The organism is Moraxella sp. K23, assembly GCF_041154765.1.
GTDB classification, from domain to species: Bacteria; Pseudomonadota; Gammaproteobacteria; order Pseudomonadales; family Moraxellaceae; genus Faucicola; species Faucicola tetraodonis.
In genome coordinates this window covers 1055933-1082362 of sequence record NZ_AP031595.1, presented here as the reverse complement: position 1 = coordinate 1082362, position 26430 = coordinate 1055933, and the positions used below count along the sequence as shown (strand labels likewise).

Below are 26430 nucleotides of genomic sequence, written 5' to 3'. Positions count from 1 at the left end.
GCTGTCTATTTTTAGTGGTCTGGGTTAGCTGAATTTAGGTTAGCCCTTCAAAACACGTACGGGTCACGATAGCAATAATCTCATCATCGTTATACAGCTGCGATGAGCGTAAAAACCCGAGTACAGGGTCACAAGCTCTGGCATATAAGGTATATAAAATTGCCAGTCCTGGTATGTTGCTTTGCAAATTGCCCTCTGCTTGCGCTTGCTCAATCCATTCACCGATGCTATCTGACAACATGACCAAGTTGTTGGTGTAATCATCATTGGCAATTAGCAGCTCGCGCAGCTGGGAGTTTTCACTCGGCAGATTCGGCATTTTTTGCGCTAGTTTTAGTCGCATCGCCCACTGTGTCAGCGCTTTAAGCTTATCGATGGCGGTTTGGTCGGTCGCGTTTAGCTGATTGATGACCTCAAGCGCTTTGTGCATGATATCAACCAGCGCCGCCATGCCTAGCGCTTCTTTACTGGGAAAATGTCGATACAATGACGCCTTGGCAATGCCCACCGTATCAGCAATCTCATCGACGGTCATCGCGTCATAGCCTTTGGTGGCTAACAAATGGTTGACTGTTTCAATAATCAGCGACTCACGCTCTAGCATCATTCGCTGTTTAAACGTTAACTTTTTCATCACAAGTTTCTAATGTTTTTCAGGTTTCTAATATTTATGAGGTTAAAAATTAGCTAATATTATACTACAAATGTTTTTATGATACTTATTATTTGATTATATACCAATAATTATATTTTTATACTAAATAGTATAAAACCTATTGCTAACTATCCGCTACTCTTTTATAGTATGCGGTAAGTCGTTTTCAAAATTTTGTATTGAGTTGTTATATTGAGTCGCTATGATGTCAACCTCCAATCCCTCAAAGCCTTTATCCATCGTCATCACAGGTGCAACCTCAGGCATCGGTTTACAGTTGGCGATGGATTATCTAAGCCAAGGGCATGATGTGTATACGGTGGGGCGAAACAGCGATGTTTTGCACACGTTGGCAACGATGGGAGCAAAAACGATTCAGCTTGACTTAACCGAGTATGATGCCGTGATGCAAGCTTTTAGCGACATTAAAACGCTAGATTTATTCATCGCGGCGGCGGGTGTTTGCGAATATATCGACATGCCAAACTTTGATTCGCGGTCTATCATGAGGGTGATGAACGCAAATTATGGCTCGTTAGTGCATGCCATCGAAGCGCTACTACCCGCCCTCAAGGCAACTAAAGGTAAAATTGTCACCGTCGGCTCTGCTTCTGCTTTGGTGCCCTTTGTGCGTGCAGAGGGGTATGGTAGCTCAAAAGCGGCAATCCATTATCTGAGCAAAACCTTGCAAATGAGCCTGCAACCTTATGGTGTCAAAGTGGCTTTGGTAGTACCGGGCTTTGTCAAAACGCCGATGACGCTACAGAACGACTTTCCAATGCCTTTTTTGCAAACCGTACAGCAAGCCAGCCAAGCCATTCAACAAGGGATTGCCAATGATGATAATGTCATTGAATTTCCGCAGATATTGGTACAGCCCTTAAAGCTGTTGTCGCAGTTACCTGATGCAGTATGGCATTTTGTGGGCTCAAAACTTTCTCATACAACTTAATCATTTGACTTGTTAATCATTTGACTTGGCTTTAAAGGTATATCCGCACATGGCAGTGTTTACAAAAAAATCCCCGCACTCTAATTACACAGTCCCCAAACCTGTAGTGGCTAATCCTATAGTAGCCAAGCCTACTAAGCCAAATATTACCACACCAAAGATTGCCATTATTGGCAGTGGTGTATCAGGGCTAACATGTGCGTATTATCTCAAAGACAGTCATGCAGTGACGATGTTTGAAAGCAATGATTATTTAGGCGGGCATGTCAATACGTTGGATGTCACCGTTACCGAGCGCTCAGCTTTTAAAAATCCGTTTAAACCATCAACCGAAAAAGTCGCTATCGATACAGGGTTTATTGTATTTAATGAGCGTACTTACCCCAATTTTATTCGCTTGCTTGATGAACTCAACGTGCCATTTCAAAAAGCTGAGATGAGTTTTTCGGTTAAAAATACTTATATTAATTTTGAATACAATGGTCACACTTTAAACAGTCTTTTTTCTCAGCGTCGCCATGTGCTAAGCCCTCGATTTTGGCAATTTGTTCAGCAGATTTTACGCTTTAATCGCGAGACCAAATCACTATTAGCGAATTTTCGCCAAGCCGATAAAATGCAGCAAGCGGCTTTAAGCCAGCAAACACTCGGGGATTATTTAGACAGTCATGACTATGGCGAGTTGTTTAAAACCAACTACTTGGTGCCGATGGTATCTGCGATATGGTCGATGGGAATGGATGATGCCAAGCGTTTTCCCCTACTCTTTTTTGCCCAGTTTTTTGATAATCATGGTCTGCTAGATGTGGTCAATCGGCCGCAGTGGTTTACCTTAGTGGGCGGCTCAAAGCAATACGTCAATGCCTTAATCACTCGGCTTGTTGCAGCAGGTACAACCCTGTATATCAATACCCCAGTGCAATCGGTCACGCGTGGCAAGGATGGCGTTAGCATTGAATTTATTCATCAAGGTAAGCGTCAAACCCAAGTGTTTGATGACGTTGTATTTGCTTGCCATGCCGATGTAGCAAGACGTCTACTAGCTGATATCACTGAGACAGAATCGGCTATTTTAGGGGCTTTTGAGTATACAGATAACGAAGCGGTTTTGCATACTGACACCCAAGTTCTACCCAAAAAACCGCTGGCTTGGGCAAGTTGGAATTACGCGATAGATAAACCCACCGCGCGCGTGGCTGACCAAAAACCTATATTGACGTATCACATGAATATCCTTGAACGATTGACGGCAAAACATAACTATTTGGTGACGCTTAATACGCCGATTAATGAGGCGCATGTTATCAAACGTGTGGATTATCGCCACCCTGTGTATGACAACAAAATGACCGATGCCCAAAAACGCTGGCATGAAATTTCAGCGAAGCGGCATACCCATTTTTGTGGTGCTTATTGGTTTAATGGGTTTCATGAAGATGGAGTAAAAAGTGGCTTGCGGGTATGCCAAAGTTTGGGGGTGGATATCGACATTTTAGTCACTACCAATATCACAGCTGCCTCAACCGCTGCACAAATCAAACGGCTATCTAAGCCCAGCAAACCGTCGGCAAAATTTACCGTATCAAAGTTACCGAGCCACGCTGATAAAAAACGCTCGGTGCCGCAGCGACGGCAAGTAACCGCCACGACCAACCATGCGTTTTGCCAAAATCTAGCGCATGATGGTGTGTGCAACACCCCTCAAAGGTAAATCATCATGACATTTGCCCATCAAATCCTGCAAGGTGTGACTTGGCATGCCAGACAAATCCCTACCCGTCATGAATTTCATTACCCCTATCGGTTTTGGGCAGTCAATTTAACCCAGCTAGCGGACAATCCATTACCTAAGGTCAATATGGGCGCTAGTGATGTGCCAAAATGGTTGCCCCAATGGCTGAAAAAATTGCTGAAAAAATCGCTGCAACAATCATTGACTCTCCCTCTGCTATCGCAGCACCATTGGGCGCTTTATCAATTCCATCAAGCAGATTATTTTGCTATCAATCGATTAGACCCCTCTTTGGACAACTGTCTAACCGCTTCAGTAGGACAACCTGCGCCATCGGCTAGTTTATTGGTCAAAGCCCAACAAACTTGGCAGCAATTGACTGGCAGTCAGCCGACTGGCGAGGTGGTGGCTTTGGTCGTGTTACGTAATATGGGTTGGTATTTTAGCCCAGTTAATTTTTATATTGGCTTTGATGAGAACCACCAGCCAAGCCATTTTTTGGCAGAAGTCTCTAACACCCCTTGGAACAAACGCCATTACTATGGTTTTTTACTCGCAGGTGAAAAGACCTTGTACCAACATGACAAAGGTTTTCATGTATCGCCTTTTAATCCCATCAATCAGCAATATCATTGGCGTGTTGAGATTCACCCTAAACGCTATGCATCGGCAAATGACAATCCCGAGCAAAATGGCTTTGATGTTGTGATTGATATTGGACTGACAGATAGCCGCGGAAAAGTGTTTAATGCAGGCGTGAGTCTAACAGGCGTTCAATTAGACGAGGCTTCGGTGGTAACGGCGATTAAGCGCCGACCCTGGATGAGTGCCACATCGCTACTGCGAATTTACTGGCAGGCTTTTAAATTATACGTGCTAAAACGTGTGCCTTATCAAGCTTATAACCAACGTTTACCCCAATAGTTAACTGAAATTTTTTATGGGAATTGACTATGACACCGTCTTCTTTAGAGGCTAAAAACACTGCAACTTCTCACCCGTCAAATCACCTATCAAAAGGTAAGGAGACTTTGGTGAAACGCCGTCAATCTGATTTAGCCAAGCGGCGCTCCCTTACGGATTACCTACCCAACCCAATTGTTGACCATCTGTTCACGCCCGTTCAACAAAGTGCGGCAAAAGCAGCGCGGCAAATAATATTTTTATTGCTATCAAAGCTCAAACGGGGTCATCTAACCGTGATTGAAACCTTCCATCAGTCTGACGATATAGCAACTAAGGCAGCGACTAAGGCAGCGACTCATAAAACCTTCGGTGTTAGGGTAATGAATACTGAGCCTGTAACACAGTCGCCAGTGAGCGATACACAACGAACGCTAGGGGAACAAATTGGCAATCATCCTTTGGCAGTGACACTCACCATTCATTCACCGCAGGTGTATCAACACCTATTAACAGGCGGTTCGATTGCTTTTGCTGATGATTATATTGATGGTTTGTGGCAAGCCGATGATTTAACAGCATTTTTACGCTTGATTGCCCGCAATTTGACCCTCATCAATACCATCGAAGCCAAATTTGCCAATGTGACCAAACGCTGGGAACACCGCCAACACCGCAATCGGCATAATGATAAAAACAATGCCAAATCCAATATTTTAGCCCATTATGATATTGGCAATGCGATGTATGCATTATTTTTGGATGAGCGCATGATGTATTCATCGGCAATTTATCCGACACCCTCATCAAGCTTGGCGGCAGCACAAACCCACAAGTTGGCAAAAATTTGTGAATTAGCTGAGTTAACAGCTGACGACCATGTCATTGAAATCGGCACGGGCTGGGGTGGGTTTGCTATTTATGCCGCCACCCAATATGGCTGCCGTGTCACCACCACAACTATCTCAGACGCGCAGTATGAAGAAGCCAAACGCCGCATTGCCGCTGCCAATCTAACCGACAAAATCACCCTGCTAAAACAAGATTATCGTGAGCTTACCGGCAAGTATGACAAGCTGGTCAGTATTGAAATGATTGAAGCGGTGGGTCATGAATATTTGCCAGATTTTTTTGCCCAGTGTAATCGACTGCTCAAAGATAATGGGCTGATGGTATTACAAGCGATTACCTTTAATGATCGGGGTTATCAAAAATATTTGCTCGCGGTGGATTTTATCCAAACCCATGTTTTCCCCGGCGGGTGTTTATTGTCTAACAGTGAAATTCTTAGCCAAGCGCGTGACCATACCGATATGCAAGTAACGTCATTGGTTGATTATGGCTATGACTATGCCCGTACCTTGATTGATTGGCGCTATAACTTTATGCAGGCGCTACCGCAGCTCAAGGCGCTCGGCTATGACGATGCGTTTATACGTTTGTGGCATTTTTATTTTGCGTACTGTGAAGCCGGATTTTTGGAAAAAACCATTGGCGTGGTGCAAGTACGCCTTGAAAAAGCCCAATACCGTTAACCCAATTTGCGCGGCAAAGGGTTCAGGACAATGGGTTCAGGACAATTAATAACAGGACACAAGGATTTAGCAATGGCACCATTAAACTATCTGTGGGTATATCTGATCGCCGTCGTGGTATTTTTGGGCATTGATGCCGTATGGCTTAAAACCATGACTCAACGCTTTTATGCCCCGCGCATTGGACATTTACTCAGTGAATCACCCAACATGACCGCAGCAGGCGTGTTCTATCTATTTTATGTTTTTGCGCTTTGCGTGGTGGTCATCTACCCGCAGCTAAAAGCTAACGCGTCATTAACGGTATTGGCAGGATATGGGGTGGTCATTGGGCTGATGGCATATGGGACATATGATTTCACAAGCTTAGCATTACTTAAAGGTTATGATAAAACTGCGGCACTGGTTGATTTCATTTGGGGCGGCTTGGTCACAGGATTAACTTGCGTAATTGTGGCCTTCATCTACAAAAACTGGTTGGTGGATTAGCCTTAAGCTAGGTACGCAACTACAGCCCTAATACAAGGCTAAGGTACAACTTCAAAGGAAAATTTTAAGGCTGATTTAAGGCAAAATTTCTTTGCCGTCCCAAGCCCAAATTTTGCCCGAATCTTTGGGCGTGAGCTGATGCAAAACCTTAAGTAAACTTTGTGCGGAAAACGCTGCGGTAAATAACTTGCCTTCTGCTACATTTTTTTGAAATGGTTTGGATAACTCACTGTCTACCGTGCCGGGGTGCAAAGCAACAATAATCGCGTTGGGGTTTTTTCGTTGCAGTTCGATGCTTAAATTTTTAATGCCCATATGTAAACTTGCTTTTGCCATCCGGTAACCATACCACCCGCCCAAGCGATTATCTGAAATACTCCCTACCCGTGCCGACAATACGGCAAATAGCGACTGTGAGGATTTGTTTAAAGCGGGCAAGGCGTATTTGGCAATCATCATTGGTAATACCGCATTGACATGGAAATATTGATGCAGCTGATCGGCTGTGATATCACGCAGCGATTTTTCAGGCGCGATAGGTTGAGTGTCGATTTTAGAGTCATGTAATAATCCAATCGCCACAATGACACTGTCCAACGCTTGGGTGCTACTTATCGCTTTGATAAGCGCGGCGATAGCCAGCTCATCATCAAAATCAATCTGATGAGGGACGATATGAGGGTGGCTAAATGCCGGGGGTTTTCTGGCAATGGCATGAATGGTGGCATTTGGATAGGCGATAGCTAAACAATTACAAAATGCCTTTCCAATCGCGCCAGAAGCACCAAATATGGCGATATGTTGCATAAGCTACTCGCTTTTTAGTAATTTAATTATCGCTTTTGCCAGTTTTTGACCACTTAAGTAAGCAGACTCGACATCACCCTTAAGTAGCCAGTCCCCACAGACACCGATGTTTTGGTCGTTATCTAGTAGATAGCCTAACTGGTGGTCACCTGATTGGGGGTTAACCTCTTCGCCTGTGGCATAGCGCCAATGGTGTATGTCTTTGTGTGCTGCAGTCGATAAATCGATACCCAATATTTGACTCGCCGCTTGTGTCAAATGGTTGATACAGGCAGTTTTATCTTCCTCAATATGTCTATTGGTCCATGCTGGGGTACTATGAATCACAAGGCTATAACCGCCTTTTCGATGGGGTTTTGCACTATTGACGATAATTTTATCGATATCCTCACCCTCGATTTTGGCATATTCATAGTCTAAAGCCAGCGGTGTATCAAATCCCAGCATCAGCACACTACAGGGCATAAGCGCATATTTATTCAACACTTTGGTATGTAGCGATGTCTGAGCAAAGCTTTTTGCTTGTTCCACAGGCATCGCCGAAATAATCCAATCAAATTGACCCAATGTTTCACCCTTGTCACTTAACAACTCCCAACTATTAAAAATCGGATGATGGTCAATGATAGAGGCTACCCTAGTATTACGCTGCACAGTTAAGCCACGGGCGAGATGTTTACCAATGGCATTCATGGCGGGTATGCCCACATAGTAGTCAGAATAACAGTCAGACACTCTGGGCACGGAGTGTGGTTTGGTAGATACAGTAGATACAAAGGAATTATCGGGGGTAGCTTGGTCAACTGCCCATACTGCAATCACCCCTTCAGTGAGTAATTGATTGACAAAACCTTGAAAATCGTCGTCACTGGCAGTAAACGCGGCAACACCATGATCAAAATAAAATGGTTCGGCACGACGCGTTGCCAGTCGCCCACCGATGCCACGGGATTTTTCAAAAATCACTACGTCGTGCCCTGCTTGTTGTAACGCTTTACCACAAGTTAACCCTGCCAATCCTGCACCGATAATGGCAATCCGTTTCATAGTTTTACCCGCTCTATACGATTTTTGAAAGTTAAAAAAATAGCGATGACTCGTATCACCGCTATGCCATCAGACCAATAAATTGTTGGCTACTATAACTAAAGATAACTATGGATCAAGACAACAATTTATGGCCGATAACTTTATCTATGATAACTTATCTTTTTGGCAATATGACACGGTCAATCACATGTACCACACCATTGCTCGCTTTGATATCTGTGGTGACAATGTTGGCAACACGTCCATTGGCGTCTTGTAATTTACCATTTGAAGTCACCATGACGTTTTGACCTTGTAAGGTTTTAACCATACCTGGCTTGACATCTTTTGCCATCACTGTGGCTGGCAGCACATGATAAGTTAACACAGATTGCAATAACGGTTTGTTTGCAAACAATTGCGCTTTGGTCATACCGAGCTCAGCAAGTAGATTGGCAAACGCAGCATTGGTAGGCGCAAATACCGTGATGTTTTTAGTAGTCGCGACGGTATCGGCTAAACCTGCGGCTACCACCGCTTCAACTAATATTGAAAAATCTGGATTTGATTTTGCTACATCAACAATGTTAGCTGCGTGCATCGGTGCATGAGCGGTATGGGTTGGCGTCGTGGCACAACCGGCTAATAACGTAGTAGAAATCGCTGCTGCTAGGAAGGCTTGTTTTAACATACTTATTTTCCTTACTTAATTATGATTGTTGGATAAAATACAGGTCAGCTTTTTAAGCTAAATTAACTTTAACTGATAATATTAGAATTTTCAATATGTTTTTATACTAAAAAGTATAAAAAATACTACTTATTTTAATATATACTATTGGGTAAAATTCATTAACAACAAAAGCGACAATGACTGCATAAATGTCACAGTAACTAGATTATTTTCCGCTACAATTTATTTCTTCATTTTGGGCAACGCATAAGGGCAAAATTATGTACGTTAATTCAAGTATGCAATCACCGACCGTAGCAGTGATTGGCGGTGGTTCAGCAGGTTCTACGATTGCTATACGGCTAGCAATGGCGGGCATCCATGTGCATCTGATTGAAAAAAATGCCAGCCTTATCAACGCCCCACCCATGTGTCATCTGCATGCAGGTGGCAATTTGTACCGCGAAATCAGTGATGAAGATTGCCGTATGTTGATGCGCCAATGCATTGATATTGCCAAGTTATATCCAGAGAGTATCGATGTGCGCCCCACTCTCATCACGGTGCCAAAACGCGATAACAGCACCGCCACTGACTTACTGCCACGTCTTGATATGTTAACGGCTTACTATCAATCATTGGTAGATGCTGACCCTAGCAACCAAGTGTTGGGCAAAGTCCAAGATTATTACCGAGTGTATGACAAGCAGCAAATTCAACAGCTGATTCAATTAGAAGCTAAAGACATTCCGAGCACCATGGATGAGTGGGTTGTGGCGGCTCTTAAAGTAATGGATTTGGAAAAACTGCAATACCCCATCATTGCGGTGCAAGAATTTGGCTGGAATATCTTTAGACTTTCTGCCAGTGCTTTTTTACAATTGCAGCGCCTACAGCGCGCTCAGGTACATCTAAATGCCCAAGTTGATGATTTAAAACGTCATATGGATGGCTGGCAAGTGTCATTTACCGATGAAAATGGTGAGCTTCAGCGTATCTATGCCGATTTTGTGGTCAATGCTTGCGGGTTTAGAACTGGTATTATTGATGACAAAGCAGGCGTGCATATCAAACGCATGGTAGAATTTAAAGCTTCTTATATCAGTGAATGGCATGATTATAAGGGGCGTTTGCCTGAGATTATTTTTCATGGTGAGCGTGGTACGCCCAATGGCATGGCGCAGTTCACCCCTTATCCTGATGGGTTTTTTCAGTTACATGGCATGACTGAAAACATCACTTTATTTAATGATGGGTTGACCAAAGCCACACAAGAAAGCAGCCAACCGCCCATTAATCCACAATACCTAAGTTATATTGAAAACGGCTGGGAGCCAAACGCCCTAAAACAGCGCACCCAAAACGCCATAGATTATGTCAGTGAATTTGTGCCAAGTTTTCGAACTGCACAAGCGGGAAATAATGCGTTATATGGTGGGCAGCAAGTACCGAGTGATGATATTACCGTGCGCGTCGCAGATTTGCAGGTGTTTGCCAAGCTGCGTTATGCGGTGGCAGAAAATGTGAAAGCCAATTCTACCCTAGATGTGGCGGATAAAGTCATGGATGCGCTAGTTGACGCTAATTTAATAGAAAAATCTGCTTGCAAGCGTCCCAACTGGCACAAAATTGATGTCAATGAGGTCAATATAGTCGCACGCGATATTGCCAAAGCCCGACATTACCCGTTACCGATGGCAAAAGTCAATCAACGGTTAATGGTTTGATGGATTGCTGGCTTGATAAAAAAGGTAGAAAAAATTCTACCTTTTTTACTTTGCTTTTTAATTTATTATGATTAAGTAACATTCTAAGCAAATAACCCTTGCGCATATTGATCGCGGATGACTTTTTTGTCAATTTTACCCACGCTGGTTTTCGGCAATTCCGTGATAAATTTCACATCCTGCGGAATACCGTATTTTGGCAAATGACCGCGCTCATACGCTTGTTGCGCAATCGCGATGATGTCTTCAGCTTTGGTGTCTTGATGATCGGGTTTGAGCACAATCAATGCCATCGGACGCTCACCCCAGCGCTCATCAGGAATCGCAATTACAGCAATGTCGGCAACGCTTGGGTGTAATGACATGATGGTTTCTACTTCAAGTGAAGAGATCCATTCGCCCCCCGATTTGATGACATCTTTTAGACGGTCGGTGATTTTGACGTTGCCTTTTGCGTCCATCCAACCGATGTCTTGGGTATGCAGATAACCACCTTCCCACAGCTCGTTGCCTGCGTCTTGGTTTTTGTAATAACTCTGCGTCAACCAAGGTGAACGCACCACGATTTCGCCTGTGGATGTGCCATCGTTTGGCATACGTTTGCCATTATGCCAGATTTGCAAATCGACCAATGGCACTGGTGAGCCAGACAAGCAGCGATGCTCAATTTGTTGTTCTTCACTCATGTGTTGGAATGTTTCATCAAATTTGACAATGCTGATAATAGGACAAGTCTCTGACATGCCATAACCCGTAGACACTTCGATGCCGCTGGCTACAGCCATTTTGGCAAGCCCTTGATTGAGTTTAGAGCCACCGACGACCATTTTTAAGCCGTTGAATTTTTCTTGGCGTTTGTTGATTTCACCCAGTAGCATTTGCAAAATCGTTGGCACCCCATGGGTGGTGGTAACATTGTGTTTTTTTACCAAGTCAACCATGGTGGAAGGCACATAGCGACCCGGATAGATTTGCTCCAGTCCTAGCATGGTTGCGACAAAAGGAAACCCCCAAGCATGGACATGGAACATAGGCGTCATTGGCATATAGACATCCGAGTAGCGCAGCCCTTGACCTTCGATATTAAGTGCATTGGCAATTGCGACGACGAGCGTATGCATGACGATTTGACGATGGCTAAAAAATACGCCTTTGGGATTGCCTGTTGTACCGCTGGTATAGAAGGTTGTGGCAATGGTGTTTTCATCAAAATCTTCAAACTCGTACTCATCGCTGGCTTGTGCTAGCATGGCTTCATATTCGCCTTGGGCGTATGGGGGCATTGGCGTGTTGTTATCATCCAACCAAATCACATGCTCGACCGATGGCGCATCTTGGGTATGGCTTTTGATCATCGGTGAAAATTCTGAATTTAACAGTAGCGCTTTTGGCTTGGCATGATTGATGGTATATAGCACTTTGTCTTCTGACAAACGCACATTGACGGTTTGCAAGATATAGCCACACATCGGAATGGCAAAATAACATTCCAAATAACGGTGTGTATCCCAATCCATGACTGCAACCACATCGCCTTTTTGTAGGTTTAAGCCTTTTAAGACATTGGCTAAGCGATTGACACGTTTGAAAAACTCATGATAGGTGTAACTGGTTTTGTCAGCGTAATGGATTTTTTTGTCGCCAGAGACCACTTTGGCGCGAGACAATAAATTTTTGATAAGCAAGGGAAAACCATAAGCTTGGTCGGCTTGTAGGTAGTTTTCGTGCTGATTTAAAATAGCTGTCATAGAACATTCCTTTGTTGTGGTATAACTGTTGTTGTATAAACAACGAGTCAATCAAATATTGCTCGTCTAACTTTCCTGTGAGTACTTCCTTGTGAGTATTGACTATATACGAGCGTTATAACCAATACAACCAAAAATATGAAACTTTCCAGTTCAATATGTTTCATATTTTTACGCTTTTTTTACACTTTGGTGAAAAAAATTTTATTATAGGATTTTGGTATACTGCCTTTGCTATAATGCGCGTTACCTATCCCACTGAACGAAAAAATATGACCCAGCATTTTTGTTTGCCTAGCGATATCAGCCCCGAACAATTTTTGAGCGAGTACTGGCAAAAAAAACCACTGCTAATCAAACAGGGCTTGCCGCAATTGGTGGGTATGTTTGAGCCAGACGATATCATCGGGCTTGCCCAAGATGAAGACGCCACTGCCCGACTCATCAGCGAAAATAACCAGCAATGGTCACTTAAAACCAGCCCTCTTACCGCCAAAGATTTTCAAAAACTGCCAAAACATTGGACGGTGCTGGTGCAAAATATGGAACAATGGTCGCCAGCGCTTGGCAACCTATGGCATGCGTTTGATTTTATTGCGCAGTGGCAACGTGATGATATCATGGTGTCGTATGCGCCCTCAGGTGGCAGCGTTGGCAAGCATTATGACAATTACGATGTCTTTTTGGCACAAGGGTACGGCAAACGTCATTGGCAATTGGGCAAGTATTGTGACCAAACCACCCAATTTGAAGCAGGTCAACCGATTCGTTTGATGAATGAGATGGGCGAGCTGATATTTGATGAGGTGCTTGAGCCAGGCGATGTGCTATATGTGCCGACCAATCTCTCCCATTACGGGGTCGCCGTTGAGGATTGTTTGACTTTTTCCTTTGGCTTTAGGCGCCCTACTCCATTACAGCTGCTCGATAGTTTGGCGGATGTCGCTACCCATTTTGATGATTTAGCCATTCCCCTCAAAATCAACCAACCCCCCGCAGTTGCAGGCGAGCTGTCTATAGCCAGTATTCAAGATATCAAAGCGCAGCTGATAGCGCTACTAAACTCTGAACTTGGCGATGAAATAATCACTCAAGCGATTAGCGAAACGGTAAGCAAACGGCAATATGAGCTGATGCTCCCTGACACGTATGCCGATATTGATGAGATACAAAGCGCCTTGGCAGCGGGTGCGGTCATCAGGCAAGATATGTCTAGCCGCATTATCTTTACCCAAACCCAAGCGGATTCACAAACTCAAGCAAAAATTTATGTCAATGGCTGTGCCATCGATGCAGACGATATGCCCGCTAACGCGCAAACACTCCTCATTCGGCTCGCCAATGGCGAATCCGTCGATGAGCAAATTTTGCAAGCAGCTGATGTCGAAACTGATATAATTTGTGATTGGATAGAAAATGGCTGGGTAGTGATTGATTACCTTGAAGAAATCATTGGATAACGAAAAAATATTATGAGCTATTATTTTGGGTTTACCCCTTCCGTAGAATTGAGCGCTACCATTGATAAGGCGTATGAGCTGATTACTAGCAAAAGTAGCGAACGTTATGACGTTTATCGCGATAAAATCACCCAGTTGACCAGTAAAGAGCTGATGGATGCGCTACTGATTAAATTAATCGAATCGCTACCGGATGATTCAGAACGAAAAGCGCATTTGATTAAAACCGCAGCAACCATTGAAGCAACTAGCGATAAACTCATTAACACACTATTAAGCCCTACAAAAAATGAAGATGTGTTACCTAGCTTCGATTTTTTTGACCAAAAAGTGTTAAAAAATACCCAATCGGGTGAGCGTCGCATCTCAGTACCACTCACTGACGAGCTGGCAAAGAGTTTACTGACTAGCATAGAAAATGTCCAAGCAGGTAACGGGCTTGAAGAGCAGCAAAATTTGATTCGCTTATTTGGCGAGCTAACCAAAGCCTGTTTGCAGCATTTTTTGGTCGATTTTACCAAAACGCTCAATTTAAACATGCTCAAACGCGCAGCAATTCCAGTGACCGATGGCATCATCGTCAAAGTCATTGATATCGCGCTACGCCGTTTAATCCCACAAATGCCACAAGAATCGCTGGAGCGTTTTACTAAACATTACCAAGCGTTAATATTTAACAATTAGGTATTGCTAACCGTTATTATTCAATTGGCTAAAACTGCGTTACAATAGCCCACTTATTTTTTTAAATTAATAGGTCCAGCATGAATCAACTTAGCAATCAGCAAATCGAAGAAGCGCTACGCAATTCTGAATGTCTTATCAGTAGCTTTGAAGTGAGTAGTGCTTACGAGCGTTTGGCAGCCAGTGTCAACCTGCACTATGCAGGTCAAAATCCCATTGTGATGGTGGTGATGAATGGCGGGTTGATTCCAGCAGGTCAACTGCTTACCCAGTTTACTTTTTATCATCGTATGTACTATATCCATGCTACCCGCTATCGCAACAACCAAGGCACCAATGAACTTGAATGGAAATTCAAACCTGAAATTGATTTGGCGGGCGAAGATATTTTATTGATTGATGATATTTTTGATGAAGGCATTACCCTAAAAGCGGTGGTGGACGAGCTGGCAAAAGAAAATCCAAAATCTATCCGCACCTGTGTGCTACTCAATAAACTCCATGACCGAAAAGTACAAGAGTTTAAAGTCGATTTTGTGGGTCTCGATGTGGCAGATCGCTATGTGTATGGCTGCGGTATGGACTATCACGGGTATCTACGCCATATGCCAGGGATTTATGCGTTAAAAAATGTGTAAAGCTGCTTGTCATAAATAAAAAGGTATCATTGGATACCTTTTTTATGGCGTATTTTTTTAGAATATACCTTTTATGATGTCTGTTTTTATGACCTATCTTTTATGGCGTGTTGTTGAGATGATCAAATTGTAGTTGTAAGCCAGTTTGTCGCACCGCTTTTTGCGTCACAGCTAACTCAAAATTCTCTTTAGCGCTATATATGGATAAGGCGGATTTACTACGCGTCACCGCTGTATAAATCAGCGCTTGGCTTAGTAGCCTTGTATGGGCTTTATCAATACAAATGGCGACCGTTAGAAATTCTGAGCCTTGTGACTTATGAATGGTCATCGCATAGGCATAGTCGCAACTTTCCCGGCTTAATCGCTGAATAGGTATCACTTTTTCTGCAAAACACGCGTACAACTGCCCTTGGTACAACAGACAAATCGCAATATCGCCATTGAATAACCCCAACTGATAATCATTGTTTTGAATGATAATCGGTAAACCGTGATAAAAGTAAGCTTTGGTTCGCGTAATTTTGGAAAACTCGGTAAAAGCCAGGCTCATCTTTTGGTTGATTGATTGGGTGCCCAATTGTCCTTGATGACCTGCACACAGAATGCGGTAACTATCAAATACCTCAAACAGCCCTTTTCGATTATTCGCTTCAAAAATATTGACGGGCTGGCTGTACCATTGCTGCATAAGCGCAAAAAATGGATGATAAGGTTTCGCTAATTGGCTGAAAACAGCAGGCAAACTCGAAGACGCATCAATTGGGTAAAAAGGAATATTGGCTGTTTGCTGTTTTTTACCAGCCAAGTCGGTTGGATTTTCACTTTGAGACGGCTTAATTGCTTGCAAATCAATGGGTTGTAATAATCGCTGGATGAGCTTTATTTTTTTAGCGGCAGGCAAATTTTGCTGAATGGCGAGAGCAAACTGACCGACAACTGAATTTGAATCAAAGCGTTTTGATTCGGTCAATTCCGTGATATAAGGCTGCAAACGCGTCACCGCGCACAAATCTGATAGAACCGACCCTGCATCTACCGCAGCCAGCTGATTGGCATCACCCAACAAAATCAGCCGACCCGTGGGTTTGATAGCATCAACCAACTGACTGGCAAGCTCAAGCCCTAGCATGGACGCTTCATCTACGATAATCAAATCATCGGGTAATGGATTTTTGGCGTGATAGCGTGGTGTGCCATCACTACCAATACCCAACAGTCGATGTAAGGTTTTTGCATTGTCCAAAGTGATTTCTTCATCTTGCAAACTTTTTTGCAAGCTTATTCGTAATGACTCTTGCATACGCTGCGCTGCCTTCCCTGTAGGTGCAGTCAAGGTGATAGATAAAGGTGGTAAATTAGGGTCCTGTTTTCTTTTATGCTCGTGCTCCTTTTGCAGCGTGGTTACCAACTTCGCCACGGTAAAAGTTTTGCCCGTGCCAGGTCCACCGATAATGATACTCAGTGCGTGTTGGCTTGATTTTTCTATGGCGAGCTGCTGCATCGTATTGGGCGCCAAACCGTTATCGACTTCTCTTGATGAAGATATACCATTGAATGCCGCCACTTTTCTATGGGCAATTTTCATCAACTGCTTGGCTAACGATTGCTCTGCGTACCATTGCCGATGCAGCCAAACAATGTAGCTAACTTGCGTTTCACCAACTCCATCAACTGATTGGGCGAGTTTTTGAAGAATGATAGGTGTATTGGTGTCATGGTTGCGTAATTCATCACCTACCCCTATTACGCTTGCCCAGTTATCGTCCGTCAACTCTGCAATGAGTGATTTTTCATCTTCATTGTTGACCGTCATTTCATACACAGTATGTCCTTCTGACAGTTGTTCATTGATTTGGTCAAAAATTTGCAAGATTTTTGGTTTTTCTTTTGTTTTTGTACTTTTATTTTGATTTTCTTTGCTTAGGCTATTTTTATTGGTTTCTGTTTTATTTAACTGTGATTTTTGCTGCTTGCGGTATTGAATAAAATTGGCTAATTGGGTTAATTTGGCAGTTTCTTCAAGTGCAGCGGTTGGCTCAGTCGTGTTTGTTTTCATAATAAATTCTTTATGCGTAATGGTTAATTTTAATTGTCATTGGGATAGCCGAACATATCATCTAATGCCAAGATAAAGTCACTATCAAACTGTTTTACTAGCTTTCCACGGGTGTCATGCTTGGGTGACATACCGCGTAAAAAAGCATATTCGACCGCACCCAAATGGGTATTGATGTCATAATTGGGTAGTCGTAACTTTAAATAGCGATGCAGCGCCACTTGGTAGATGCTCGCTTGTAACCAATAACTATGCGTGGTCATCGCGTCATATAATGCTGCTTGGTTATAACTGTCGAAATCACTGCCAAGATAATTGCTTTTATAATCGACGATAAAAAACTGTGTGCCGTGCTGATACACCAAGTCAATCTCTCCTTTAAGATACTGCCAAACCATGGTATTGACTTCTTGGCTCTGCAATTGCAGTGGGATATCAAATTGATGAAACAACGTGTTCAAGTCGCTAAATGACAAATGCTGATTTAAGCGTAAATTAAACCCTAATTCAGCAACTTTTTGGTTATATTTTATATTGACCAGCGGCACTGCCGAAGCGGCTAACGGCGTATGGATGATGTCATCTAGCCAATCCACCAACGCGATATAATCAGGCTGCAAATCATCAATGTTGATATCATGCCAGTTGCCATACTGCCCTGCACTACTCTCTTTTGTAGAAAAATAATTGCTCGGCATTTGGTAGCGTCTTAACGTGCGATCCACCATGACTGACCAGCGTTTTAACTTGTCTGCTCTGGCATCTTGCTGTTGTGGCACCGCCAACTCAGGGGTTTCATTGTAGTTATTGGCGATGTCTTCTAAGATACTATGTAAAAAAGTCCCTGGGTTTGTGCCTTTTTCAAAGTTAAATCTAATTGAGTTGACCTCGTTACTTGGCTCCCCCGATAGCCTGTTATTGGCGATAGTCAATACGTTAGTTTGCGCCGCTGACAAAATATCATCATCTTGCCTGTCTTCGGCATTGACCACTGTGTCAACGCTGGCATGGTCAATATAACGAGACAATGCGGTAAAACTGGTATTCGCCCATCCCTTAAAGGTATCGATGGTGATGACTTTGATGATTTCATCGTAATCAATCTTAGCGACCGTAGCGTTTTGCTCATTTTGCCTATTTGTTTTGGGTGTAAATTTTAGCTTTGAGTCATAGTATTTACTTAGGCTATTTGAATCTATGATATGGGTCGTTTTAGTCAACGTTTCTTTGACAGCAAATTTTGCCAAATCGTCCATAAAAGGCGCCAAAGCAGAATTTTTCACTGCAGATTTTTTGGCGACAGTCACAAGATACACTTGTTCTTTTGCACGGGTAAGGGCAACGTACAATAATCGCAATCGTTCCTCGTAGGCAGATTGGTCTTCAATAGCGACATAATTGATTGAATTGATTGGATTGTTATCGGCTATTTGGCTGGGCAACGCGGTTAATCGGCGGCTTAATAGCGGGTTATCATTGTTTTGCGTCAATTTTTGAGTGAATTGGGGCGCTGCTTGATGGGTGGTTTGTATACCATACAGATATAACGGCGCACCATAAAACTTGGCTTTACTCTCCCCGGTAAACCCAACCACAAATACTATCGGAAACTCCAAGCCTTTAGAGGCGTGAACCGTCATCAGTTGCACCCCTTCATCAGATGGCAAGCGCTGCTGCGTTGACCAATCTTCTTTAGGCTGCTGTTGCACTTGGGCGCAGAACCACTCAAACAGTTGATGCTTGCCTACCTGTCCATTGAACTGATCGCTGATAATATCTAACAACTGGCGCAGATCGATGAGCAATCGCTCGCCATTTGGATGTTTGGCGAGGCGCTGCCAAAAATTGAGTGTGATTTGGCTGGGTAAAGTAAGCGGTTGATTGAGCAGCCACTCTATAGCCACCAAAAAACTGTGTTTCTGCCACAATTCGCTGGCGGTCAATACCAATTGCTGAATCTCAGCCAAACTGGTGTTTGTTGACGCTTGATGAGCTTGAGGATCAGAGTGAGCTTGTCCTTGCGCCGCTTGGGCGTTAGTTTGATTAAGCGCATCATACAACTGGTTGATTTGTTCAAGGGTCAGCTGAAAAAAACTAGACAACATCAAGGATTTTAATTTTGATTCGCTAAATGGCGTCAACAGCACGCTTTGCAAGGTCATCAAATCAACACTCATGCTATCGCCAAAGACACTTTGACTACCGCCTCTGACCGTCGCAATCCCATGATGATGTAAGCGTTTTTCGATGGTATGAAGTTCACTGTTTTTGACTGCCAACACACAAATATCACTCAGCGTCAAGCCACGATTTTGGTAGCTTAATGCTTTACTATCATCAAATAAATCAAAAATTTGCGCGGCAATCGCATCGGCATAATCCACCGTTTTTTCATCAGTTGATGAGATGATGTCATTCGAGGAGTCAGTATCATTTGATATGCCGTCATTCTCGGCTACTGCCACCATTTGCTGACTATAGGGCGCTTTATATTCGATAGCAATATGATTGAACGCAGGTAAGCTTACAGCTTCATTTTCCGCCGCATTGCCGACAACTAGCTCAGTGGTTTGGCGCGTGGCAGAGATTTTGCGATAATAAATTTCACGCCCCATAAAATATGGCTGTTGGTTAACATTGGGCAGCTGGTCGGCTTGATTTGGGTCAATATCTTGCTCGCCAACGCCATACCAGTGATTGAGGCTATCAATCAGTGCTGCCGATGAGCGATGGTTTTGGTTGAGTGACTTGGGCTGTTCCGGAAATAATTTTTTTAGCGTGGTGTAGTTTTGGACGTCCCCGCCGCGAAATCCATAGATTGCCTGTTTAGGATCCCCTACCAACAGCAAAAACTGCGAAGGTGTGTGATATTTTCTAGCCTTTGATTTTTCTGCTTTATCTGCTGTCTCTGGCTCGAAATCTTGTAAATAAACCCTTTGAATCAGTAACGCTTGTTCGGTGTTGATATCCTGCGATTCATCAATTAAGGCGATGGGATACTGATGGCGAATATAACGCGCTAACGACTGACCTTTTTTGCCGGATAACGCATCGTTTAAGCGCGCCAATTGTAAGGCAAAGGTAGTTAGCCGCTGTGATTCAAGGCGTTTTGGTAGGTGGGTACGCACATAACGGCTGATAAACTGGATAAAGTAAAAATTTACTTGTTTAAAGTAGTCTTGCAAGGCTTGCGTTTGTTGGATAAGCTGCCAAATGTTGTCCACGATATCAAAGGATTTGAATGTAGCGCTTTGCTGTTCTTTTTTGCTATTAAAGCCTTTATCGTTGGCGTATAAATCTTCAATGCCATCTAGTACCTTAGCTATATTGCCAACTTTGTACATAGCAAAAACATTGGTAATGTCACCCGTGCTGAGTAAATTTTGCAGATTTTTAATTTCGTTAAAGTGTTTATGAAGTTTATTGCCAGCACTAAACCCTTGCGCTTTACGAAAGTCACTATCAAAATATGCCTCAAACCCACTATCATTATCATCTGCAATCGACTGTATCAGCGCCTTGATAGCAGTAGTATCAAACGTTGTCAATGTTACCGTATCGATATCAGCGGTATAAAAATTCAGCGCGCGATTGACCGCCTCGTAGTAGTCATCAACCGGTAAAAACACGTTATTGTCAAACATCATCGGATATAATTCAGGCATATTGACATTGACCTGCGCCATAAATGCCCTAAGTTGGTCGTGAATCATACCCTTGATGATGCCGCTGACATCATTACTGATTTGCACCTCTGCAGAAAACCCCGTTTCGCTACTATATTCTCTTAGCCACTTTTGACACAAACTATCGAGGGTACTAACAAATAAGCGATCAAGCTGGTTGAGTGCCAATGTGGTGCGCTGCAGTGCGATACGAAAATTGACGGTGTTTTTGGCAGGTTTATGGGTACTGTTTTCACTATCATCAGCGGTTGGCTTTGGGGTATTTAGGCTTTCTTTCGGGCTAACTTCTGGGCCTGCTAAAGCGGTTACATCTACCGGCAAACCAAAGACTTGTTTGGCGACCCAGTCGATTAAGTGTCTATTGATAGGGTCTTGGTACTTACCCAGTAAATTTTTTTGTGCCGCAAGCGCTTGCACCTGCGCAATAAAATTTGCATATTTTTGCACAGCGATAGCTTTGCTGCTATCCAACTCACTGTCGTTTAACGGTGTAAATGTAGAATGATTAATCATTTGCAGCAATTGATAAAAATCTTGCAAACGCTCACGAATCCGCTGGCGCATTTCGGCGGCGGCACTTCGCGTAAAGGTCGTGGCGATAATTTTTTCACACGGCTGCCCGGCTTGCACGATTAGTCGCAACATCACGCCCGTCAACGTCCATGTTTTGCCTGTGCCTGCTGAGGCTTCAATCAAATGACGCCCCGTCAATGGCAAAGTGACTGCAGGCGGGAGTAAAGACTCAGCGTCTTCTTTAATGCGTGCTTCGTCGATGTTTGTTTGAGTGTTTGTTTTGATATTTGTTTTGATGTTTGCCTCGATATTTGTTTCACTACTTACTTTTATGCTTGGGGTATGAATATCGTGTTTCATAAGATTTCTTTGATAAAAATGCGCGTCATGCTTCAATGAGTTGGTGCAATTCTTTGACCATGGATAACATAGGCTCATAAATCAGCGCGCCCAACGTCTGGGCAAACCCAATAATCACCGATGGTTTATAATCGCCGATTAAATGCTGCCAAATCGGGTAGTCAAACTGATTCACATCCACAAAATTAAAATTACTGTCTTTTAGCCAATCACCTAGATGCTGGCTGGCTGGTGCCTCTGGCTGCTTTTGTTGTTTTTGTAAAAATGACAGGCAAAAAGCGGGCGGTACAATGGTTACGACGCTATCAATGAGTTGATACACCATCACAATATCCTGCAAATAACCACAAGCTTGCTCACAAGGGATGGCAGGTAAATATACGGTTTTTTTATTGCTAAACTGCCATAGCGAAAAGCCATCATTTAGCTTTGCTTGTTGAGCCGTGGTGCGGCGCAGCACTTGCCAACATAAATGATGCAGCCAAAATTGCAACAGGTATTTTTCTTTGCCAGACGTTGGCAAATAATTTAACCAATAGCTTGGATTGGCAGCTGCTGCAACCTTATCTTCAATTGATTGATACGGTTTATATAGTGGCAGGTTGGCAGTGATGACCCAGCTTTCTTTACTGTTCATCAGTCCCGCTTGTTTATCCAGCGCCAAGGCGCTAATAGCGATTCGCTGCTCTTCACAGGGGGTTAACGCCGTTGCCACCCATTGGATGACTTCATCGGTGTTTTGTATATCTAATGCCCCAAATTTATCTGAATAAAAATTCCCTAACAACTTTGCCTCAGTAGCCTCGAGCTGTTGGCTGATGGTTTTTAAGTGATGAACAAAATCCTGCAAATCTTTTTTGAGTTGTTGCTGATTTTGCTGCAACGATTGGTAGCGATTCACCCCGGCTGGTAATAACTCATTGATAGCGATGTTGATTGATTGTTGAGCCATCGATTCTTGAGCAACTGATGTTTGCGCGTTTGCTGCCAGTTTCATCTCGTTGCTATGAGTATTATGGGTATTATCGCTTTTATCGGACAAGGCTTGTGCAAAAAAAGCATCTAACAAAGATTTACGCAACAACCAACCATCTAACGCATCCAAGGTTAACGATTCAAACTCGTTATCACCGCTATCATTGTCACCTTGGACAGAAATAGCAATGTTTTGTGCTTTCACAAAGGCTTTGGCAGGATCGGCTAGGTTGCCAACGATTTTACTCAAGTTGACATAATGCTGCTGCGACTGTTCAGGCAGGTCGGACAAACGCTTTTTCAGTTGTTGCCACTGTGATAGCCAGTCAGTTAGTTGCTTTGTATCCCAAACTTGCACGATTGGCTGAGTGGACGTAGCGTTTTTATCTTGCAGCGCCGTATAAAGATTGTGCCAAATTTTGGCAGGTGGGTACAGGGCAGTTTTTGACAGCTTGATTTGCTGGTCTAAGCTGGCTGTGGTTTGGTGTAAATCAGCGGATACCCCATCGTCATTAATTTGCTCATGACTTTGAATACCTTTATCTTTATGCTCAGTTTGCGGCAATTCAAAATAACTTTTATCAAATGGCAAGGCGGCATGATGGGTGACCAAATACGCTTTTACCCATTGTTCAAAGTTGGTTGACTGGGGATTTGGGGGATTTTGAGAATTGTTGCTTAGGCTATTTTGGTCGTTATTGGGGTCAATGATTACGTCATCACTCGCCATTCGGTTTTGCAAAAAGTCGAGTAATTCCTGTACGGGACTGGCAGGTAAATGCTCGTGGGTATCTGTGGTACTTTTACCATTATAAAATATCCAGCACGCTTGCTTGGCGCACAGCAGCGCATCCAAAAACGCACCTAAATCGTCATCTTCACGAAATCTGTCACCGCGAATCGGCAATCCTGCCTGCATTAAGTTATAACGGTTTTGCTGCTCTTGCTTTGGAAACTCAGATAAATTTAAATTGAGCATCACCACCAACTTATACGGCAGGCTGCGCACTGAACCGATACGGGCAAAGGTAATTACGCCAGAGGGCTCGGCACTTACTTGCTGATTGATAATCGATTGGGCGATGTTTTCGAGTACAAAAGTGAGTTTAAGTGGCAAATTCTCGGTGTCAATTTGCTGCACTGGCTCGGTAGCTGGGTTGGGGTTTTTTGCGGTTTTGATTTTCACCGTAGCGAGGTATTTGCTATTGGCTTCGATATTTTCTTTTAGGTCATTTTGTGCGGCAAAAATCGCGCGCCACGCATTGGTTTGATTAAATAGGCTAAATTTTTGTTGAATGAGCTTTTCTATTTGGCTTAGCCAGTCAGGCAAGGTTTTAACGTCAGTACCTAGGTGACGATTGTCATCCAACGTTTGATAAATATCACACAGCACAGCGACGATGTCGGCATCTGCCATGGTCAAGTTTGTCAGTGGTACAAACTTCTCTACCACGCCAAAGCTATTGGTATACTCGCCAAAACTGACCACCGTGGCTTTGGGCATCATCACGCCAGCGACCAAGCGCTCAAGCGCGTAAGCAAAGGTGTATCGATAGTCATCATCGGCAGCACTTAAGGTTTGCTGCAAATGCAGCTCGTCAAACCCGCGAATAAATCCCGCCTGAGTCAGCAAATCACAAGCACGGGTCATCTGCTCCAAATTAAGCCCAAAGCTTTCATATAGTGGCGCTAGCATCAACCAATCAAATACTTCACTACGCTGAAACCGAGCGCCTGCCCGATTGAGCAGCGTGTAGTACCCTGTAATCGCTTGCCAAAGCAGGTTGATATCTTTTGCCACCACGCCTGTCACTTTGGCTGGCAACTGATAGCCATCGCCGCCCACATGTTTGGGGAACGTGGCTTCGATGATGTTTTGGTGGGTTTCGATATCGGGCAATAATACCAAAATATCTGATAACGCACGTCTATCCCAAGGATCGGTGGGAATCTGCGCGGGTGTGGCTTGCATATCGCTATAATTTAGCCACCCGATAATCATACTGCGTAGCACTTCAAGCTGGCGCACCATGCTATGACAGACATGAATGGCGATACTGGTATCAAGTGGTTTGGGTCGCCATTTTTCCACGTTATCAAGTTGCTTGTTGGATTCTTGCTTGAGTCTGTCTTTGATGGCTTTGTATAGACCAAGTGTGGATTCGATATCTTTCAGACCATTACTTTGAATATTGGCAAGCTGCTGCTGTAAAAGCTGGGTTTGCTGCGCGAGATTTTGGCGGCCATCTTCACTCGCTGCTTTTGCTGCTTTTGTTTCCTCGCCTTTCACCAGTTTAAGCATGTCATTGATTTTGGCGGTGGTTGCGACTTCTTCTAGCATTAAGATGTCATGTTGGATAAATTCAAGTAACGTATTGGGCGGTGTGTTATCAAAATCATCTTGCCATAGTACATGTTCATATTCATTACCCGATAAGCTTGCCAGCATGGCAAACACTTCACGCGATTGTTTGCCAAACCGTGACAACAAAGTATGGCCATAATCTTTTAGATACCAAGCGTCATGCTTGCTGGCATCGTCTTCCATTTGCATCTGCATGAGCCAGTTTTTATCGACGATATCTGCCCAAAATTGCTCTGATGGGTTAAAGTGTAAAATCGTGACGTCGGTTAATACCCCTAAGCGTTGTAAGTCCAGTAACTCTGTCGGCGGTAACTGCTGCAAAGTAAATAAAAACACGTGCTTTGGTAACTTGCTACGACTGATGTTGCGGATACGGGTGTCTGAATGGTTTAATGCCTGCCAAAACTGCTGATGGAGCTGCTCGCGAAACCGGTAATCATCATCAAACAGCTGCCGCCATAAAAATCGCTGCGCCGCTTCTAGTTGTTCGTAGTGCTCAACGAGCCAGTCAGGCGTCTCAATGGCGTTGGACGCATCCCGCCCGTTTAAGCGGTTATGCAGCGCATCTTTTTTGGCAATCATGTCACTCACCGCGACAGGCTTGTCTTGCCCCCAATTACTGAGCCACTGCGGGCGATAAGTCATGTAGCGATTGAGCATATTTGCCATATCACTGGCTAGCTGCCAGATGCGTTGATCTTGGGTTTGCAATTCAGCAGATTGGCTAATCACGTCATTAGACAGTAGCGATTGGTTATTCGCCCAGCTCAAACTGTCAATGGTGGCGGGTGTATCAGGTGCAAAACCAGTCGTATTTGGGCTATGCGCTTCTTTGTCTTCAACTAGCGGCGATAAAAATGGATAAAGCGGATGTTGCGGCTGCTCCACAATGGCTTGTCTGTACTGGGTTAAATAGCCAAAGATTTGCCACTGCATGACGTTTTTGGACAGCATTGCCACTTCTGGCACGTCTAATATATCGTCGTCGTCCGAGATGCGCGCATAGGTTCTTAACACCCGCTGCATCAGTCCCAAAAAATAGCGACCCCAAAATTCGGTGGTTACTAAGGTGCTGATGCCTGCCTTATCTGCGACTTGTTTTTTTAACCACTCCCCCATGACTTTAGATGGCACAATCACCTGAAATGGCTCAAAAATTGAGCTTTGATAACTGGGATTTTTGTAGGCCTTTAACAAATGGTCAAATAGCTTATCGACTTTATTGCTTTGTATAATCGTTAGCATGCAGTAAATACTCAAGAATTTTTATAGATAGTAAGTGAGTCGCTCAAAAAATTATACAGCAAAAAAAACACCTCACCATCACCGCTCAATGAAAAAATCGCCCGAAGTGCCACAGTCACGACACCCAGTGTCGCTAGCATTTTGTCAATCCCCCTAACTTACTTAACAGTTATACAATCCAAAGCATGCAATACA

At 43.6% G+C, this 26430-nt stretch carries 17 protein-coding genes; 9 read left to right on the top strand and 8 right to left on the bottom strand.

Going from position 1 to position 26430, the window contains the following annotated elements:
* Positions 1 to 34: 34 nt before the first annotated feature.
* Positions 35 to 634 (bottom strand): TetR/AcrR family transcriptional regulator, encoded by a 600-nt coding sequence (locus ACAM37_RS04715; RefSeq protein WP_050325368.1) that lies wholly within the window; start codon positions 632 to 634, stop codon positions 35 to 37.
* A 223-nt stretch (positions 635 to 857) separates the two neighbouring features.
* Here ACAM37_RS04715 and ACAM37_RS04710 point away from each other — a divergent pair, with 223 nt between their 5' ends.
* The 5 genes from ACAM37_RS04710 (at position 858) to ACAM37_RS04690 (ending at position 6266) form a co-directional block, all read left to right on the top strand.
* Entirely contained in the window at positions 858 to 1607 is a 750-nt protein-coding gene (locus ACAM37_RS04710; RefSeq protein ID WP_369626724.1) for an SDR family NAD(P)-dependent oxidoreductase, read from the top strand.
* 49 nt (positions 1608 to 1656) lie between these two features.
* Entirely contained in the window at positions 1657 to 3318 is a 1662-nt protein-coding gene (locus ACAM37_RS04705; protein ID WP_369626723.1) for an NAD(P)/FAD-dependent oxidoreductase, read from the top strand.
* Positions 3319 to 3324: 6 nt separating this feature from the next.
* Entirely contained in the window at positions 3325 to 4263 is a 939-nt protein-coding gene (locus ACAM37_RS04700) for a DUF1365 domain-containing protein (RefSeq protein ID WP_369626722.1), read from the top strand.
* A 29-nt stretch (positions 4264 to 4292) separates the two neighbouring features.
* Complete coding sequence (locus ACAM37_RS04695) at positions 4293 to 5777, top strand: class I SAM-dependent methyltransferase (protein WP_369626721.1); 1485 nt, start codon at positions 4293 to 4295, stop codon at positions 5775 to 5777.
* A gap of 72 nt (positions 5778 to 5849) precedes the next feature.
* The gene (locus ACAM37_RS04690) at positions 5850 to 6266 is read left to right on the top strand and encodes a DUF2177 family protein (protein ID WP_203171913.1); all 417 of its coding nucleotides are present in this window, start codon (positions 5850 to 5852) and stop codon (positions 6264 to 6266) included.
* Positions 6267 to 6341: 75 nt separating this feature from the next.
* Here the strand turns inward: ACAM37_RS04690 and ACAM37_RS04685 are convergent, their stop codons facing one another.
* From ACAM37_RS04685 to ACAM37_RS04675, 3 genes are all read right to left on the bottom strand, one after another.
* Positions 6342 to 7073, bottom strand: coding sequence for an SDR family NAD(P)-dependent oxidoreductase (locus ACAM37_RS04685; RefSeq protein WP_369626720.1), 732 nt, complete (start codon positions 7071 to 7073; stop codon positions 6342 to 6344).
* 3 nt (positions 7074 to 7076) lie between these two features.
* A complete protein-coding gene (locus ACAM37_RS04680; protein ID WP_369626719.1) occupies positions 7077 to 8120 on the bottom strand; it encodes an NAD(P)/FAD-dependent oxidoreductase in 1044 nt (347 codons plus the stop codon).
* Positions 8121 to 8277: 157 nt separating this feature from the next.
* Positions 8278 to 8793 carry a fasciclin domain-containing protein gene (locus tag ACAM37_RS04675; RefSeq protein ID WP_083710815.1) on the bottom strand — a complete coding sequence of 172 codons (516 nt, stop codon included), beginning with the start codon at positions 8791 to 8793 and terminating at the stop codon, positions 8278 to 8280.
* A 263-nt stretch (positions 8794 to 9056) separates the two neighbouring features.
* Between ACAM37_RS04675 and ACAM37_RS04670 the strand changes: the two genes are divergently transcribed.
* The gene (locus ACAM37_RS04670) at positions 9057 to 10502 is read left to right on the top strand and encodes an FAD-dependent oxidoreductase (RefSeq protein ID WP_369626718.1); all 1446 of its coding nucleotides are present in this window, start codon (positions 9057 to 9059) and stop codon (positions 10500 to 10502) included.
* An 83-nt stretch (positions 10503 to 10585) separates the two neighbouring features.
* Here ACAM37_RS04670 and ACAM37_RS04665 read toward each other — a convergent pair whose 3' ends face one another.
* Entirely contained in the window at positions 10586 to 12250 is a 1665-nt protein-coding gene (locus ACAM37_RS04665; protein WP_369626717.1) for a fatty acid--CoA ligase, read from the bottom strand.
* Between the two features lie 272 nt (positions 12251 to 12522).
* On the opposite strand from ACAM37_RS04665, the gene ACAM37_RS04660 reads away from it, so the two are divergent.
* The 3 genes from ACAM37_RS04660 (at position 12523) to ACAM37_RS04650 (ending at position 15032) form a co-directional block, all read left to right on the top strand.
* Positions 12523 to 13710 (top strand): JmjC domain-containing protein, encoded by a 1188-nt coding sequence (locus ACAM37_RS04660; protein WP_369626716.1) that lies wholly within the window; start codon positions 12523 to 12525, stop codon positions 13708 to 13710.
* 12 nt (positions 13711 to 13722) lie between these two features.
* Positions 13723 to 14394: a hypothetical protein gene (locus ACAM37_RS04655; protein WP_369626715.1), complete on the top strand. Its 672-nt coding sequence runs from the start codon at positions 13723 to 13725 to the stop codon at positions 14392 to 14394.
* A gap of 80 nt (positions 14395 to 14474) precedes the next feature.
* Complete coding sequence (locus tag ACAM37_RS04650) at positions 14475 to 15032, top strand: hypoxanthine-guanine phosphoribosyltransferase (protein WP_007115322.1); 558 nt, start codon at positions 14475 to 14477, stop codon at positions 15030 to 15032.
* Between the two features lie 100 nt (positions 15033 to 15132).
* Here ACAM37_RS04650 and recD read toward each other — a convergent pair whose 3' ends face one another.
* Genes recD through ACAM37_RS04635 form a run of 3 tightly spaced genes read right to left on the bottom strand, consistent with a single transcriptional unit; the run spans position 15133 to position 26235 of the window.
* Positions 15133 to 17091 carry an exodeoxyribonuclease V subunit alpha gene (gene recD / locus ACAM37_RS04645; RefSeq protein WP_369626714.1) on the bottom strand — a complete coding sequence of 653 codons (1959 nt, stop codon included), beginning with the start codon at positions 17089 to 17091 and terminating at the stop codon, positions 15133 to 15135.
* 29 nt (positions 17092 to 17120) lie between these two features.
* Positions 17121 to 21650 carry a UvrD-helicase domain-containing protein gene (locus tag ACAM37_RS04640; RefSeq protein WP_369626713.1) on the bottom strand — a complete coding sequence of 1510 codons (4530 nt, stop codon included), beginning with the start codon at positions 21648 to 21650 and terminating at the stop codon, positions 17121 to 17123.
* Positions 21651 to 21675: 25 nt separating this feature from the next.
* Positions 21676 to 26235, bottom strand: a complete 4560-nt coding sequence (locus ACAM37_RS04635; protein ID WP_369626712.1) for an exodeoxyribonuclease V subunit gamma — start codon at positions 26233 to 26235, stop codon at positions 21676 to 21678.
* Between the last annotated feature and the right edge of the window lie 195 nt (positions 26236 to 26430).

What these genes read in the sequence shown, in the direction of transcription:
- ACAM37_RS04665 (WP_369626717.1), bottom strand. Translation starts at nt 12,250, where the DNA reads ATGACAGCTATTTTAAATCAGCACGAAAACTACCTACAAGCCGACCAA.
- ACAM37_RS04660 (WP_369626716.1), top strand. Translation starts at nt 12,523, where the DNA reads ATGACCCAGCATTTTTGTTTGCCTAGCGATATCAGCCCCGAACAATTT.
- ACAM37_RS04690 (WP_203171913.1), top strand. Translation starts at nt 5,850, where the DNA reads ATGGCACCATTAAACTATCTGTGGGTATATCTGATCGCCGTCGTGGTA.
- ACAM37_RS04635 (WP_369626712.1), bottom strand. Translation starts at nt 26,235, where the DNA reads ATGCTAACGATTATACAAAGCAATAAAGTCGATAAGCTATTTGACCAT.
- ACAM37_RS04680 (WP_369626719.1), bottom strand. Translation starts at nt 8,120, where the DNA reads ATGAAACGGATTGCCATTATCGGTGCAGGATTGGCAGGGTTAACTTGT.
- ACAM37_RS04705 (WP_369626723.1), top strand. Translation starts at nt 1,657, where the DNA reads ATGGCAGTGTTTACAAAAAAATCCCCGCACTCTAATTACACAGTCCCC.
- ACAM37_RS04710 (WP_369626724.1), top strand. Translation starts at nt 858, where the DNA reads ATGATGTCAACCTCCAATCCCTCAAAGCCTTTATCCATCGTCATCACA.
- ACAM37_RS04715 (WP_050325368.1), bottom strand. Translation starts at nt 634, where the DNA reads ATGAAAAAGTTAACGTTTAAACAGCGAATGATGCTAGAGCGTGAGTCG.
- ACAM37_RS04655 (WP_369626715.1), top strand. Translation starts at nt 13,723, where the DNA reads ATGAGCTATTATTTTGGGTTTACCCCTTCCGTAGAATTGAGCGCTACC.
- ACAM37_RS04670 (WP_369626718.1), top strand. Translation starts at nt 9,057, where the DNA reads ATGTACGTTAATTCAAGTATGCAATCACCGACCGTAGCAGTGATTGGC.
- ACAM37_RS04685 (WP_369626720.1), bottom strand. Translation starts at nt 7,073, where the DNA reads ATGCAACATATCGCCATATTTGGTGCTTCTGGCGCGATTGGAAAGGCA.
- ACAM37_RS04700 (WP_369626722.1), top strand. Translation starts at nt 3,325, where the DNA reads ATGACATTTGCCCATCAAATCCTGCAAGGTGTGACTTGGCATGCCAGA.
- ACAM37_RS04675 (WP_083710815.1), bottom strand. Translation starts at nt 8,793, where the DNA reads ATGTTAAAACAAGCCTTCCTAGCAGCAGCGATTTCTACTACGTTATTA.
- ACAM37_RS04650 (WP_007115322.1), top strand. Translation starts at nt 14,475, where the DNA reads ATGAATCAACTTAGCAATCAGCAAATCGAAGAAGCGCTACGCAATTCT.
- recD (WP_369626714.1), bottom strand. Translation starts at nt 17,091, where the DNA reads ATGAAAACAAACACGACTGAGCCAACCGCTGCACTTGAAGAAACTGCC.
- ACAM37_RS04695 (WP_369626721.1), top strand. Translation starts at nt 4,293, where the DNA reads ATGACACCGTCTTCTTTAGAGGCTAAAAACACTGCAACTTCTCACCCG.
- ACAM37_RS04640 (WP_369626713.1), bottom strand. Translation starts at nt 21,650, where the DNA reads ATGAAACACGATATTCATACCCCAAGCATAAAAGTAAGTAGTGAAACA.